Annotated in this window: 14 protein-coding genes; 9 read left to right on the plus strand and 5 right to left on the minus strand. The window is 70.0% G+C overall.

The features are described from left to right. The first annotated feature begins 20 nt into the window (after positions 1–20). The 6 genes from RS85_RS03610 (at position 21) to RS85_RS03635 (ending at position 4717) form a co-directional block, all read left to right on the plus strand. Complete coding sequence (locus tag RS85_RS03610; protein ID WP_046012059.1) at positions 21–1463, plus strand: FAD-dependent oxidoreductase; 1443 nt, start codon at positions 21–23, stop codon at positions 1461–1463. Beyond that, positions 1460–1789 carry a ferredoxin gene (gene fdxA / locus RS85_RS03615; RefSeq protein ID WP_046012060.1) on the plus strand — a complete coding sequence of 110 codons (330 nt, stop codon included), beginning with the start codon at positions 1460–1462 and terminating at the stop codon, positions 1787–1789. Before RS85_RS03610 ends, fdxA begins: the two co-directional genes overlap by 4 nt. After that, positions 1782–2741: an NAD(P)/FAD-dependent oxidoreductase gene (locus RS85_RS03620; RefSeq protein WP_046012061.1), complete on the plus strand. Its 960-nt coding sequence runs from the start codon at positions 1782–1784 to the stop codon at positions 2739–2741. Before fdxA ends, RS85_RS03620 begins: the two co-directional genes overlap by 8 nt. Positions 2742–2841: 100 nt before the next feature. Further along, entirely contained in the window at positions 2842–3408 is a 567-nt protein-coding gene (locus RS85_RS19670; RefSeq protein WP_046012062.1) for a hypothetical protein, read from the plus strand. Then, positions 3405–4034, plus strand: a complete 630-nt coding sequence (locus RS85_RS03630; protein WP_052703355.1) for an RES domain-containing protein — start codon at positions 3405–3407, stop codon at positions 4032–4034. The genes RS85_RS19670 and RS85_RS03630 overlap by 4 nt, the downstream gene beginning before the upstream one ends. 5 nt (positions 4035–4039) lie before the next feature. Beyond that, on the plus strand, positions 4040–4717 hold the full coding sequence (locus tag RS85_RS03635) for a hypothetical protein (RefSeq protein WP_046012063.1): 678 nt from the start codon (positions 4040–4042) through the stop codon (positions 4715–4717). Between the two features lie 12 nt (positions 4718–4729). On the opposite strand, the gene RS85_RS03640 is transcribed toward RS85_RS03635, so the two are convergent. Next, on the minus strand, positions 4730–5191 hold the full coding sequence (locus tag RS85_RS03640) for a DUF3817 domain-containing protein (protein ID WP_046012064.1): 462 nt from the start codon (positions 5189–5191) through the stop codon (positions 4730–4732). Between the two features lie 146 nt (positions 5192–5337). Between RS85_RS03640 and RS85_RS18900 the strand changes: the two genes are divergently transcribed. Then, complete coding sequence (locus tag RS85_RS18900; protein WP_052703357.1) at positions 5338–6255, plus strand: helix-turn-helix domain-containing protein; 918 nt, start codon at positions 5338–5340, stop codon at positions 6253–6255. 7 nt (positions 6256–6262) lie between these two features. Here the strand turns inward: RS85_RS18900 and RS85_RS03650 are convergent, their stop codons facing one another. Next, on the minus strand, positions 6263–7453 hold the full coding sequence (locus tag RS85_RS03650; RefSeq protein WP_046012109.1) for an MFS transporter: 1191 nt from the start codon (positions 7451–7453) through the stop codon (positions 6263–6265). A 136-nt stretch (positions 7454–7589) separates the two neighbouring features. On the opposite strand from RS85_RS03650, the gene RS85_RS03655 reads away from it, so the two are divergent. Continuing rightward, the gene (locus RS85_RS03655) at positions 7590–8639 is read left to right on the plus strand and encodes a hypothetical protein (protein WP_235282323.1); all 1050 of its coding nucleotides are present in this window, start codon (positions 7590–7592) and stop codon (positions 8637–8639) included. Positions 8640–8832: 193 nt separating this feature from the next. After that, positions 8833–9660 carry a serine protein kinase RIO gene (locus RS85_RS03660; RefSeq protein ID WP_046012066.1) on the plus strand — a complete coding sequence of 276 codons (828 nt, stop codon included), beginning with the start codon at positions 8833–8835 and terminating at the stop codon, positions 9658–9660. A 211-nt stretch (positions 9661–9871) separates the two neighbouring features. On the opposite strand, the gene speB is transcribed toward RS85_RS03660, so the two are convergent. From speB to RS85_RS03675, 3 genes are read right to left on the minus strand one after another with little or no spacing between them, the layout of a single operon-like run. Further along, on the minus strand, positions 9872–10828 hold the full coding sequence (speB, locus tag RS85_RS03665) for an agmatinase (RefSeq protein WP_046012067.1): 957 nt from the start codon (positions 10826–10828) through the stop codon (positions 9872–9874). 2 nt (positions 10829–10830) lie between these two features. Continuing rightward, positions 10831–12453 (minus strand): thiamine pyrophosphate-binding protein, encoded by a 1623-nt coding sequence (locus RS85_RS03670; RefSeq protein WP_046012068.1) that lies wholly within the window; start codon positions 12451–12453, stop codon positions 10831–10833. Next, positions 12446–14113 (minus strand): amidohydrolase, encoded by a 1668-nt coding sequence (locus RS85_RS03675; RefSeq protein WP_046012069.1) that lies wholly within the window; start codon positions 14111–14113, stop codon positions 12446–12448. The genes RS85_RS03670 and RS85_RS03675 overlap by 8 nt, the downstream gene beginning before the upstream one ends. Positions 14114–14144 lie beyond the last annotated feature (31 nt).

A 14144-nucleotide genomic window follows, 5' to 3' on the forward strand; every position in this document is an offset into this window, starting at 1 on the left:
CGCGCCCCCGAAAGGCCGTCATGACATCCTTCCCTCCTGCCCTCCGCGTCGCGATCGTCGGGGCCGGCCCCGCGGGCATCTACGCGGGCAACCTCCTCGCGAACGCCGTCCTTCGACGGGCCCAGGAACCCAGTGGGGAAAGGCACGCGCACGTCGAGATCGACCTGTTCGAGTCGCTTCCCGCGCCGTACGGGCTGATCCGGTACGGCGTCGCGCCCGACCACCCCCGCATCAAGGGCATCGTGAACTCGCTGCACGAGATGCTCGATGCTTTTCCCCGGGAGGGCGCCGAGCGCCGCACGATCCGGTTCATCGGCAACGTCGAGATCGGGCGGGACCTCGCCCTCGACGAGCTGCGCGAGCGGTACCACGCGGTGATCCTCGCGACGGGAGCGATCCGCGACGCCGCGCTCGACATCCCCGGCGTCGATCTGCCGGGCTCGTACGGCGCCGCCGACTTCGTGGCCTGGTTCGACGGCCACCCCGATGTCGCCCGCACCTGGCCGCTCGATGCCTCGTCGGTCGCGGTGATCGGCAACGGCAACGTGGCGCTCGACGTCGCCCGCGTGCTCGCCAAGCATGCCGTCGACCTGCGCACGACCGAGGTGCCCGACAACGTGCTCGCCGGGCTCGAATCCTCCGCCGTGACCGATGTGCACGTGTTCGGACGCCGCGGCCCGGCCGACATCAAGTTCACCCCGATCGAGCTTCGTGAGCTCGGCGAGGTGCACGACGTCGACATCGTCCTGTACGACGAGGATTTCGAGGGCGTCGACCCGGCCGCCGCGCCGAACAACCAGCTGAAGGTCATGCTCCGCACGCTCAACAGCTGGCGGGATCGACCTGCCGGCACGGCATCCCGCCGTCTGCACTTGCACTTCTGGCACGCGCCCGTCGAGATCACCGGCGACGGCGAGGTCGACGGCATCGTCTTCGAGCGCACCCGCGTCGAGAGATCCGAGACGGATGCCGCCGGCAGGCTCGTCGGCACCGGCGAGTTCCGCGACTACGACGTGCAGGCGGTGTACCGCGCCGTCGGGTACTACGGCACGCGAGTGGCCGGCGCCCCGTTCGACGAGGCGCGCGGCGTCGTGCCGAACGAGGGCGGCCGCGTCGACGACGAAGTGGGCCTGTACGCGACCGGGTGGATCAAGCGCGGACCGGTCGGCCTCATCGGCCACACCAAGTCCGACGCGCTCGAGACGGTGACGAACCTCGTGGCGGATGCCGACGCAGGGCTGCTCGCGGAACCTGCTGTCGAGGAGGGTGACGTGCTCGACCTGCTCGAGGCGCGCGAGACCGCCTACACGACGTGGGACGGCTGGCTCGCCCTCGACGCCCACGAGCGGCATCTCGGCGAGACGCACACGCATGCACGGGAGCGCGTCAAGGTCGTGCCGCGCGACGAGCAGGTGGCGGTGTCCTCTCAGACGCTGTCGCGCGACGGCGCCCTCGTCCGATGACGTACGTCATCGCACTGCCCTGCGTGGATGTGAAGGACAGGGCCTGCATCGACGAGTGCCCTGTCGACTGCATCTACGAGGGTGAGCGCTCCCTCTACATCCATCCTGACGAATGCGTCGACTGCGGGGCGTGCGAGCCCGTGTGCCCGGTCGAGGCCATCTACTACGAGGACGACCTGCCGGATGAATGGCAGGACTATTACAGGGCCAATGTCGACTTCTTCTCCGAGATCGGCTCGCCCGGCGGCGCCGCCAAGGTCGGCGTCTACCCGTTCGACCATCCGGTGGTCGCCGCCCTTCCCCCACAGGAGGGTGCGCATGACTGAGTCGAGTGCGTATGACGTGCTCATCATCGGCGGAGGACCGGCCGGTCTCTCGGCGGCGCTCAACCTCGGCCGCTCGCTCGTGCGCGTGCTCGTGATCGACGCCGACCGCCCACGGAACGCGGCGACGCTGAACTCGCACGGCTTCCTCACCCGCGACGGCGTTCCGCCTCACGAACTGCGGCGCCTCGCCCGGGAGGAGCTCACGGCCTACCCGAACGTCGAGATCCGCTCGCGAGTCCGGGTCGCCGCGCTGCGGTCGACGGATGCCGGATCCGAAGTCGCAGCGCCTGAGGGCGCGCGGTTCGAAGCCGAGATCGGTCGCCGCGAACCCGAGACGACCGTGACCGCACGCACGGTGCTGCTGGCCACCGGGCTGCGCGAGACGCTGCCCGAGGTGCCGAACCTCCGCGGCTTCTACGGCATGAGCCTGTTCAGCTGCGCGGCGTGCGACGCCTGGGAGCTGCAGGGGCGGCGGCTCGCGCTGATCGGGGAATCCGCCGACCTCGCGTCGCGTGCGCGGCTGATCGGACGCTGGACCGAGACGCTCACCGTCTTCACGAACGGCAGCGATGTCGTGACCACGGCTGAAGAGGCGGAGCTCGCCGCTGCCGGCGTCGCGGTGCAGCGGCATCCGATCGTCGAGCTGATCGGAGACCGCGGCCGCCTCGAGGCCGTGCGGCTGGCGGACGGCACGACGGTCGCCGTGGACGGCGGATTCGTGCGACCGGAGTGGGAGACCGAGCTGTCATTCCTCGATGGGATCGCGCCGGCCCTCGACGACGACGGCCATCTGGTGACCGACCGCTCTGGCCGCACCGACATCCCCGGCCTCTACGCCGCGGGCGACGCCGCGACCCCCGGGCCGCAGCAGCTCATCGTCGCGGCGGGCGCCGGCGCACGAGTGGCCGCGGTCATCGTGCACGACACGATCGGCGTCGCGACAGCCCACTGAAAGCCCTCGCCGACGGGCAGGAACGATCTGGTTGACATGGTTGACAACGTCGACGCCGGAGCGGAAGATGGTTGACATAGTTGACATCCCGGAGGCACTCATGAGCGCTATCGCGACCCGACGCCTCTCGCGGCCGGTGACGCGGTCACCGGAGCAGGAGCAGGCCGCCGATCGGATCCTTGAGGCGCTCCACGCACGCCTGATCATCCGCGTGAATCAGGGCATCGAGCTGACGCGACTCGGCGACCCGGGCGACGTCGCCGATCAGATCATCGACCGTCTCCCGCTGGCGGTGAATCCCTGGTCCGACATCGTCGGCCCCGTCTACGAGAGCGGCTCCCTGCAGCGCGAACTCGGCGTCGGACGTCAGGCCGTATCGAAGGCTGTACGAGAACTGCGCGTGCTCCGGCTCGAAACAGCGGACGGACACACCGTGTATCCCGCGTTCCAGGTGCGGGACGGACGCCTCGTCTCCGGCATGCAGAGAGTCCTCACGGCCCTGAGGAACGGAATCGACGACCCATGGACCTGGGCGCAGTGGTTGAACGCCCCCGTGTCTCGGGCGCCCTCCGAACCGCCTCGTCGGAACATCGACCGCTTGGTCGCCGGCGACGTGGATGCCGTCGCCCGAGACGCCGAACGCACGGCGGCGAGCTGGGCGGCGTGACAGCGGTGCAGCAGCCGCCGGAGCCGGCGCGGTCGTACGGCTCCTTCCCGAAGAAGACGATCACGTCTGGCACCGCACTGTTCCGTGCCCACCGCGCCGACCGCAGTGCATGGTGGTTCGACAGCAGCCCACATGGGCGATTCAACCTGACTCACCCCCGCGGCACCTGCTGCACGGCGACGCGGGCGGAGACCGCCATCAGGGAGAAGGTTCGAGACGAGGTCAGCTCCACGGGAGTCGTGTCGCGGGTGTTCGCGGAGACTTTCGCGCTGTCCGCGTTGTCGGCCCCGGCGGAGTACACGTGCGCCGCGGTGAGCTCCAGTCGCGCAGAGCGCTTCGGCGTCGTCCGTGATCTCGTGACGACCGGTGACTACGGGCTCACGCAGAGATGGGCGCGCGCGTTCGCATCACACGGCTTCGGCGGAGTCTTCTACGGCTCCGGCTACACGACTGGCCGCGCGAGCACGTTGGCACTGTTCGGTGACGAAGGAGCTCCCGGCGGCGGGTTCACCGCCGCGGTGCACCTTCGGGGGCCGCAGGCATGCGAGGCAGTGGGGATGACCGTCACCGGACCGCCTCGACTCAGCGCTCTGACCGTCGTCGAGAATGCCACAGGGCTAGGCTGACCGCCATGACGCGCACTCGGCAGGCTCCCTCGCTCCTCCGCCTCACTGCGGCGATCGTGCTGGCCGGAGTCGCGCTCCCCCTCAGCGGGTGCCTGTACGCGCAGATCCCGAGCGGGCAGTCGACCGGAAGCGTGCCCTCAGACGAGCCCGAGGCGACCGACGAGCCCGCAGAGGAACCGACGGACGGGACGACGCTGACCTTCGCCGAGGGTCTCGAACTCTCGGACAGCGCCTACATCGAGTGGGGCGACGGCTTCCTGGCCGACGACGCCTGGAAGACGGTCTCACCCGACGACGGCAACGGCGGATGGACCTACGGCACGATCGACGACACGTGCACGGCCCAGTTCTGGCAGGGCCGCATCAGTGACGTGCCCGTGGTCGAGGGAGACGACAGCGCCTCGTCGGACGCGATCCTCGGCGTACTGCTGCAGTCCTCGACTGCCGAGATCACCCCGGTCGCCACCACCGGCGAGTTCAGCTACCAGATCGGCGGCAGCGGTGGGGTCGAGAGCCGACAGGTGGTCGGCACGGACGGCGACCGCACCTGGATGATGGCCGCACGAGCATTCACCACGGTCGGCGTCGGGGTCTACGTGATCGTGGACTGCACCGGCGGTGCCGGGGCAGAGGCGACGATGAACCTGGTCAACGAGGCGAACGCCGTCGTCGTCACGCCCTAGCCAGGCGTCGGCTCACTTCCCGCCGGGAGGGCCGACCAGCAGCAGGATCACGTAGAGCGCGACGATGCCGACGGCGAGCAGGGCGGCCAGCACCCAGGGACGACGCAGGAACCAGCGCATCAGCCGGTCGTACCAGCGGCGATCCCGCGGGTCGTCGGTCGCTTCGAGGCGCCAGGCGCCGTCGAGCCGGCCGGTGCGGTGCAGCCAGATCTCGGTCGGGATCGTGGCGTAGGGGACAATGGCGCTCGCGACCGCGAGCACTCCGACGCCGACGTGCCAGCGCTGGTTGAGGGCGACGAGCACGGCCGTCGCCGCGTAGGCGAGGAAGACGAAGCCGTGGATGCCACCGCCGATCGTCACGACGACTCCGGGTGCGCCGGCGGCGCGGGCGACGATCGCGGAGATCAGGATCGTCCAGGTGATCGCCTCCGCGATCGCGAGAACTCGGAACAGGCGGTCGGGGGTGCGGAACACGGGACTCCTCGGGTGGCGTCCTCCCAGCGTATCCGGGCGCGGCATCGCCTTCGAATCGCGCAACTGGTTGGTCCGGTGACGACAGACCGACCAGTTGCGCGATTCGAAAGCGGAATACCTGACCGCGCGGGGACGTTGCCGAAGGCATGGTGACAGTGGTCGCGGACGCGCTCTCGCAGGTGCTCGGCACCGTCGATCTGCGCGTCGGCGTGGCGCGGCGCATGCCCCTCCCGGCGGGAGAACTGCTGCCGATTCCTCACGACGCCCTCACCCTCGTGTACCTCATCGAGGGCAGCGTGCACGGGCATCCGCCGCTGGGTGACGGATGCCGCCTCGACGTCGATCCGGACTCCCATCAGCTGATCGTCGAGCCGCAGGGCCGCTGCGATCGTCTCATCGCGGGCGACGCGTTCCTGATGCTGGGCGGTTCACCCTTCGCTCTCGAAGCCGAAGACGACACCAGCCTCATGGTCGTCGATCTCGTCCTGGCGGATGCCGCGTCGCAGCTGCGTGCGGTGCTTCCGGAGTTCATCACCGTCACCGGCTTCGACGCTCTCGAACCCGCCGCGGCCGCACTCGCCGAGAACATGGGACTGGTCGACCACGACACCTGCCCCACGCGCCAGGGCGACCCGCTGATCTGCCGGATGATGGCGACCACCGTCCTGCTCTCGGTCATCCGGGCCTGGGCCGCGAACGGCTGCGCACCGCAGGGATGGCCGTCGCGGTCGAACGATCCCTTCCTCGACCGCGTGGTCGAGGCGATCCATGAGGAGCCCGGCCGCGACTGGACCGTCGAACGCCTCGCCGGCGTCGGAGCCATGTCCCGCTCGACCTTCGCCGAGCGCTTCCGCCATGCCATCGGCCGCTCCCCCGCCGACTACGTCACCGAGGTGCGGGTCGATGCGGCGAAGCGGATGCTGGATGCCGGTCGCTCCGTGTCCGAGATCTCACGCCAGCTCGGCTACGCCTCGGACGAAGGCTTCAGTCGCGCGTTCCGCCGCCGCACCGGCATGACCCCGTCGTCGTGGCGGATGGCGAACCGCACGCCCATCCCGGCGTGAAGAGTGCTCACGCCTTGACGCGGTTCGACGCCCCGAACAGCGCGGCGCCGACGAGCAGGATCGCCGCGCCGAGCGAATAGACGAGTTCGACGCTCATGGTGTCGACGAGGAATCCGCCGACGCCCGCGGCGATCATGATCGCGGCCTGGAACCCGACCACGACCAGGCTGCCGCCCGCCTCGAGCCGGTCCGGCATCCGGTGCCCGACCCAGGTGTTCACGACGATCAGCCAGGAGGCGAAGAACAGGCCCCAGACGAACACGACGATCCCGATGCCGATGATCGTGCCGGAGAGCACGATCATCGCCGCGACGGCCACGGCGATCACGACGGGGGCGAACACGGCGAAGAACCGGAACGACCGGTCGATCACGAGTCCGATCACCAGGTTGCCGATCAGGCCTCCCGCGCCGAAGAGCGCGAGCAGCACGACGATCGTGGAGGCGTCGACACCCGGGATCCGCTCCAGCGCGAGCCGCACGTAGGTGTAGGCGAGGAAGTGGCCGAGCACGATCAGCACGTGTCCGATCATCCCGAGGCTGATCCCGGGGCGGCGGATCGTGTCGACCAGCAGGCGGATGCTCGAGGCCTGCGCTGCGGGGACCGAAGGGAGCAGTACCCGGAGGACGATCGCGAGGAGCCCGGTGACGATTCCTGCCAGGGCGAAGACCATGCGCCAGTCGATGATCTCGCTCAGCATGACCCCGATCGGCACCCCGGCGACCGTGGCGAGCGAGGTTCCGGCGGCGGTGAACATGACCGCGCGACCGAGCCGCTCGGGGCCGGCGATCCGCGCGGCGACGGTGATCGACATCGACCAGAAGGCGCTGATCGCCGCGCCCAGCAGGAACCGGGCGAGCAGGATGATGATGAGGTTCGGCGAGATCGCGACGATGAGGTTCGACACGGCCGCGGCGAGCGCCATCCAGACCAGCAGCGAGCGGCGATCGAGCCGCGGGAACATCAGGCCGATCGTCGGCGCGACCACCAGACCGACGAGTGCGGTGACCGTCACCGTCTGCCCGGCCTGGCCGGGAGTGATGCCGAGCGACGCCGCCATCTCGGTGAGCACGCCGTTCGGGAGGAACTCCGCCGTCACCAGCAGGAAGCTCATCATCATCATGACGATGAGACCGCCGTACGGCATCCGCTGTGGTCGAGAGGAGGCTGTCGTCGGAACGGGCGCTGTCGTGGTCATGGTTCCACCCTCGCGCAGATCGGATGCCGGCGCCCGACCGGTCGTCCGCAGCATCCGACCATTCGTCCGGGACGATCCGGACGAATGTCAGCGGGCCTTCACCGGCTTCCCATCCAGGGCGGGCAGGGTGGGACGCATGCGATCGGGTCGGAGGGGCGGACGGATGCTGCGCCTGTTCGGTCTCGTCGCCGTCGGCGCTCTCCTCGCCGGGTGCTCTCCACAGGTGGGGCCGGATGACTGGACGCTGGAGCCGATCCCGTTCGAGACCGCACTCGGGCGCACCGACTTCGCGTTCGGGATGCACCAGCTCGCGACCGACGGGTCGGGCGGGTTCTGGGCGAGTTCGGGTAGGTCATGGTTGCACGTCGGCGGTGACGGCGAGACGCTCGCGATGTTCAGCGCCGACGACGGTGATCCGCTCGCCGGTATCGGCGCGATGGCGGCACTGTCCGACACCGAGTTCGTCGCGACCCGGAGCACGCGTGTCCCCGTGCTCTCCGTGCTCGACACGACGACCATGAAGTGGCGCGATCTGCCCGGCGAGCCGCCGGTGAGCAGCGACGACTTCGGCGATTTCGCGTTCGGGGACGTCGCGGTTCATGAGGGCGACGCGATCCTCGTGCGCTATCAGCCTCGACCCCCCGACGCCTACCTCGACTACCAGGTGCTGCGGGTGGACCTGGACGACGGCTCGAGAACCCTGCTGTACAGCGCGCCGATCTCGCTCGGGGACGCCCCTGATTCGTTCCCCGGCGTGCCCCCGGTCGATGTCGACGCCGACGCCGATGGGCGCATCTACCTCGCAACCCCGTCGGAGCGGATCGTGCTGGATGCCGAGGGCGCGGTGTTGAGCGCAGAGCCCCAGTCGGCGGATCACCCGCGCGTCTCGGTGCGGCCCGACGGAACGGCACTCTGGTGGGGCGGCGAGCCCGAGAAGTCCGCCATCCGCGGTGTGACGATCGGAGGGTCCGCAGAGGCGCAGGAGGCGATCGCGCAGCGCGAGGACTGCGACGACGTGTATCGCACGGACGCCCTGTGGCTGAGCGACGGTGAGGCGCAGCATCCGCTCCCCTTCCTCTGCGGGGCGAACGCTGCGGTCTGGACCGGGGACTCGTGGGTCGTCGCGATCGGCGGCGAGGGCGACGGGGTGCTCGTGCGTCTCACTCCGCCAGACGCGCGCGACTGAAGTCGAAAGAAGTCTGGACAGGAACGCTGCGCGCACCCTAGGCTCATCGACGCACCGGGACGACCCCGGAAGGCCCGAGCGGAAGGAGCTGAGGACATGAACACCGTCTTCGTCGAGCTCTCCGCCGACATCCTTCCCTTCGAGGTCACCCGCTCCTGATCCCTGGTGTGGCCTCCTCTTCCGGAGCCACACCTTGACTGATCCTTTCGACACAGAACTCTTCTTCGCCGACGTCGAACCCGGCGAGAACCAGCGCTGGTCCACGTGGCCGGCCGTCACTCCCTCCGAACGCGGGCCCGAGCCCTGGCCTTCGTGGGTCGTGACCTCGGCCGGCGCTCTCGACACCGAGCTCGGCATCCTCAAGACCGGCAAGGAGGCCGATGTGTTCCTTTTGGAGCGCGCCGTGCCCGACGACCCGGTGCAGCGCACGCTGCTGGCGGCGAAGCGTTATCGCTCCGCCGAACACAGCAGCTTCCACCGGTCGGCCGTGTACACCGAGGGCCGCAGCACCCGGAACACCCGCGACACCCGCGCCCTCGCGAAGAAGTCGAGCCACGGACGGGAGGTCGCGGCCGCGCAGTGGTCGTTCGCCGAGTTCGAAGCGCTGTGCCGCATGTGGGAGCTGGGTGCACCCGTGCCCTACCCGGTGCAGGTCAACGGCACCGAGCTGCTCATGGAATTCATCGGCGACCCCGACGGCACGGCCGCCCCCCGGCTCGCCCAGGTGCGCAGCGACCGGGTCGAACTCGCGGAGTACTTCGCGCAGATCGTCGAGATCATGCGGGTGTTCGCGGCGGCGGGCTTCGCGCACGGCGACCTGTCGGCGTACAACCTGCTCGTGCACGAGGAGCAGGTGCGGGTCATCGACCTGCCGCAGATCGTCGACATCATCGCGAATCCGCAAGGGCTCGACCTGCTGCATCGCGACTGCGTCAACATCTGCGACTGGTTCGCGCGGCGGCGGGTCGAGTGCGACGCCGAGGAGCTGTTCGCCGACCTGCTCGCCGCGTCGTACGCGTGAGGGGGTCTCAACTTCTGCGGCCGATCGCAACTTCGGCGGCCGATCCGGGCGATCCTGGCCGCAGAAGATGAAGGTGGCCGCAGAAGTGGGGGGACGGATGCCGGGGGCGTCGCAGGCTGCCTGTGCTCCGGTCGCAGTTGCTGCCGCTCACGCGGCCACGGGACGGCAGAAAGTGCGACCGGAACCGGAGGACGGATGCCGGGGCGGCAGGTCAGTCAGCGGCCCCGGCGACCTGAGCGGCCAGCAGCGACACGAGCTCGTACACGACGTGGCTCGCCGCGATGCCGGTGATCTGCGCGTGGTCGTAGGCCGGCGACACCTCGACCACATCCGCGCCGACGATGTTCCGCGCGCCGAGCGCCCGCAGGATCCGCAGCAGCTCGCGGCTCGTCAGCCCGCCGGCCTCGGGGGTGCCGGTGCCGGGCGCGTGCGCGGGGTCGAGCACATCGATGTCGATCGAGACGTACAGGGGCTTGTCGCCGATGCGCTGCAGGATCCGCGCGATCGCGGCCTCGACGCCGTGCTCCTCGATGTACTCGCTCGACACGATCGAGAAGCCGAGGCGCTCGTCGTCGACCAGGTCCTGCTTCGAGTACAGCGGTCCGCGGGTGCCGACGTGGCAGCTGGCGGTGAGGTCGATCAGTCCCTCCTCGCTCGCCCGGCGGAACGGGGTGCCGTGTGTGATCGGGGCGCCGAAGTAGGTGTCCCAGGTGTCGAGGTGCGCGTCGAAGTGCAGCACCGCGACCGGGCCGTGCTTCGCGTTGATCGCGCGCAGCAGCGGCAGCGCGACGGTGTGATCGCCGCCGATCGTGACGATGCGCTGCACCTGCTCACCGAGAGCGACCGCGGCCTTCTCGACCTCGCCGACCGCCTCGGTCAGGTCGAACGGATTGACCGGGATGTCGCCGGCATCCACCACCTGCGCGATCGCGAAGGGCGACACGTCCTGCGCCGGGTTGTACGGACGCAGCAGCCGCGACGACTCCCGCACGTGCGAGGGTCCGAAGCGCGTGCCCGGGCGGTAGCTCACGCCCGAGTCGAACGGGATGCCGACGACGGCGATGTCGGCGCGCGGCACGTCTTCGATGCGCGGCAGACGCGCGAACGTCGCGATCCCCGAATACCGCGGATTCACGGAGGCGTCGATGGGGCCGATGTTCTCGGTCATGGTCAGTCCTGTCTTCCGGTGGGAGCGCCGGTGGGGATGTGCACGAGCTGCACGCCGCCGTCGGCGATGGCTTCACGGATGCTGTGCGCGATGTCCTCAGTCCGATCGACACGTCGCCCGGTCGCGCCGAAGGCTGTGGCGAGCGCCGCCCAGTCTGGCTGCACGAGGTCGACGCCGATCGGCGCCATGCCACGGTCGACCTCGTTCTGCCGGATCTCGGCGTAGCCGCCGTTGTCGACGCAGATGATCGTGACGTCGAGGCGCTGCTCGACGGCGGTCACGAGCTCGTTCACGCAGAACATCAGCGCGCCGTCGCCGATTACCGTGACGACCGGGTGCTCGGCCTGTGCGACCCGCGCGCCGATCGCCGCGGGCAGTCCGTAGCCGAGCGTCGCGTAGGTGGGCGTGTAGAGAAGGGAGTGCGGATGCTGCGATCGCAGCACGCTGCCCAGCGCCAGGTAGACGATCTGCGAGGAGTCGCCCGCGACGATCGTGTCGACGGGCAGGGCCTCGGCGATCATCTCGGCGAGAGCCACGGCATCCGGTGCGGTCGCCCGCGTCTCCGCGTCGATCGCGGCACGCTCGGCGGCGAGCTCGCGAGGAGTCCGCGGCTCAGCCGGCAGCAGCGCCAGCAGCGCATCGCCGACGGCCGCCGCATCTCCGGTGATCCCGACGGTCGCCGCCAGGTTCTTGTCGAGCTGCGCCGGCGAGATGTCGATGCGCACGACCGATCCGCGTGCTTCCAGCCGCGGAGCCCACAGCTCGGCCTCACCGAGCTTCGACCCGATCACGAGCAGCACGTCGGCGTCTTCGGCCATAGCACGAGCGGCCGCGAGCCGGAGGTTCGATCCCAGAGAGAGCGGATGCCGCTCGTCGACGACACCCTTCCCGTTGAGGGTGGTGAGCACCGGGGCCCCCAGGCGCTCAGCGATCGCGGTGACCTCGTGTGCGGCATCCGTCGCTCCGCCACCGGCGACGATCACCGGACGGCGGGCCGACGACAGCAGTCGCGCGGCCTCGGCCACAGAAGAGGGGTCGCCCGCGGCGCGGTCGGGCGCGGGACGCGCGCTCCGATCCGCGAGGGGGACACGCGCGGGGGCTTCGAGAACATCGAGGGGGATCTCGATATGCACGGGCCGCGGGCGACCGGTTCGGAAGAGCGTGAAGGCGTCGTGCACGGCCTCGACGGCCTCAGCACCCGAGCGCACCCGGCGCGACCACTCGGCGATCGCGCCGACCATGGACGTGGCATCCTTCGTCTCGTGCAGGGTGCCGACGTCGGCGAACTCGGCCCCGAGCGGCACGCCCGGCGACAGCACGATCAGCGGACGCGACTCGCAGAACGCGGTGCCGATCGCGCTCATCGCGTTCTGCAGCCCCGGCCCGGAGGTCGTGATGACCACGCCGGGGAGTCCGGTCTGCTGTGCCCAGCCGTCGGCGCCATAACCTGATCCCTGCTCGTGGCGGTTCGTCACCGCGCGGATGCCGAGATCGGCGAGCGGCCGGTACAGCTCCAAGTTGTGCGTCCCCGGGATCCCGAAGATCGCGGTCACGCCGTAGGCGCGGATGGTCTCGAGGACCGCGCGGCCGGCGGTGTCGGCGTAGATCTCCTCAGAATCAGGCACGGTACCGGCGCTCCCCGTCGACCCAGGTCTCGCGCACCGTGATGGCCGCGATGTCCTCGCCGGCAACGGCCAGCGGGTCGTCCGACAGCACCGCGAAGTCGGCGTACTTGCCGACCTCGAGAGAGCCGAGGTCGTCTTCGCGACCGATCGACACGGCGCCCTCGATCGTGTGGGCGCGCAGCGCGGCGAGTGCGGAGACCCGCAGATCGTCGGGCCCGAGCTTGTGCCCGCGGCGCGTCACGCGGGTGACCGCGGTCTGGATGGCCTCGAGCGGGATGGGCTCGGCGACGGGAGCATCCGACGAGATCGTGAACGGGACGCCCGCGCGCTCGAACTCACCGAGCGGGTTGAACCGCTCACCCGGGGTGCCGATCGCCTCTTCCACGCCCTCGCCCCAGTTGAAATAGTGCTGCGTCTGATTCACGGGACGGATGCCGGAGGCCGCCATCCGCTCGATCTGCTCAGGCGTCGGCAGCCCGCAGTGCTCGATGCGGTGCCGGGCGTCAGCATCCGGGCGTTCCGCCAGCGCGGCCTCGATCGCCGAGACCACCATCTCGATCGCGGTCGGCGACTGCGCGTGCGTCGCCGTCTGCAGGCCCGCCGCGTGCGCCTTGCTGATCAGAGCCGTGTACTCGGCGGGCTCGTGGTACAGCTGGCCGGTGCGGCACGGGTCGCCCACGTAGCCGTCGGGGAAGTACGCGGTCCAGCCCCCGAGCGTGCCGTCGGCGTAGAGCTTGATGCCGGCGAAGCTGAGGTGCGCGTTGCCGAACTGGCCGACGAGACCCATCTCGAGCGCCTCGTCGAGCAGATGCGAGAGCAGGTACATCGAGACGCGCAGTTCGAGGCGCCCGGCCTCGGCGAGCCGCAGGTACATGTCGAACTCGCGGCGCGTGACCTGGGCGTCGCCGATCGAGGTGACCCCGCCGGCGAGGAACCGCTGGGTCGCGGCATCCAGCTGGCGGAGATGCTCCTCTGGCTCGTCGGCGAGGTGGAAGTTCGGGCCGTGGTGCCCGATCTTGACTCCATGGACTCCGGTGAGGATGTTGCACGCGGCATCCGACAGCTCGCCGGTCAGCTCGCCCTCCGCGTCGCGGAAGAACTCGCCGCCCTCGGGGTTCGGGGTGTCGCGGTCGACACCGTTCACCGACAGGGTGTGCGAGTTGACGACGCCGCCGTGGCCCGAGGCGTTCATCAGATACACCTCGCGATCGCTCGCGACCTCGTCGAGTTCGAAGCGGGTCGGATGCCGCTTCTCAGCCAGGTTGCGCTGCTCGTACCCGTAACCGCGTACCGGCCGCCCCGCGGGCGTCTCGGCGGCGGCCGCCTGCAGCAGCGCCACGATCTCCGGGATGCTGCCGGCCTTCTCCGGCCCGCAGTCGACCCACGTCATCAGCTGCCCGAACATCAGGGGGTGGGCGTGCGCGTCGATGAACCCGGGCACGACGACCGAAGCGCCGAGGTCGACCCGTTCGGGGGCGAGGCCGGCGCGGTCCGCGGCGGCCTCGCACTGGTCGACGCTGCCGATCGCGAGGATACGCCCGCGATCGGTCAGCATCGCCGTGGCCGTGGTGTTCCCGGCATCCGCCGTGTGGATCGCCCGCGCGGTGAGCACTCGGGCGGCCTTCTGGGCCGAGCGGTCGAAGGGGGTGAGCTTTCTCATGAGGACCTGTTCGCGAGTCGGGGCGGGCGGC

This window comes from Microbacterium sp. SA39 (assembly GCF_000967865.1).
In the GTDB taxonomy this organism is placed as follows: domain Bacteria; phylum Actinomycetota; class Actinomycetes; order Actinomycetales; family Microbacteriaceae; genus Microbacterium.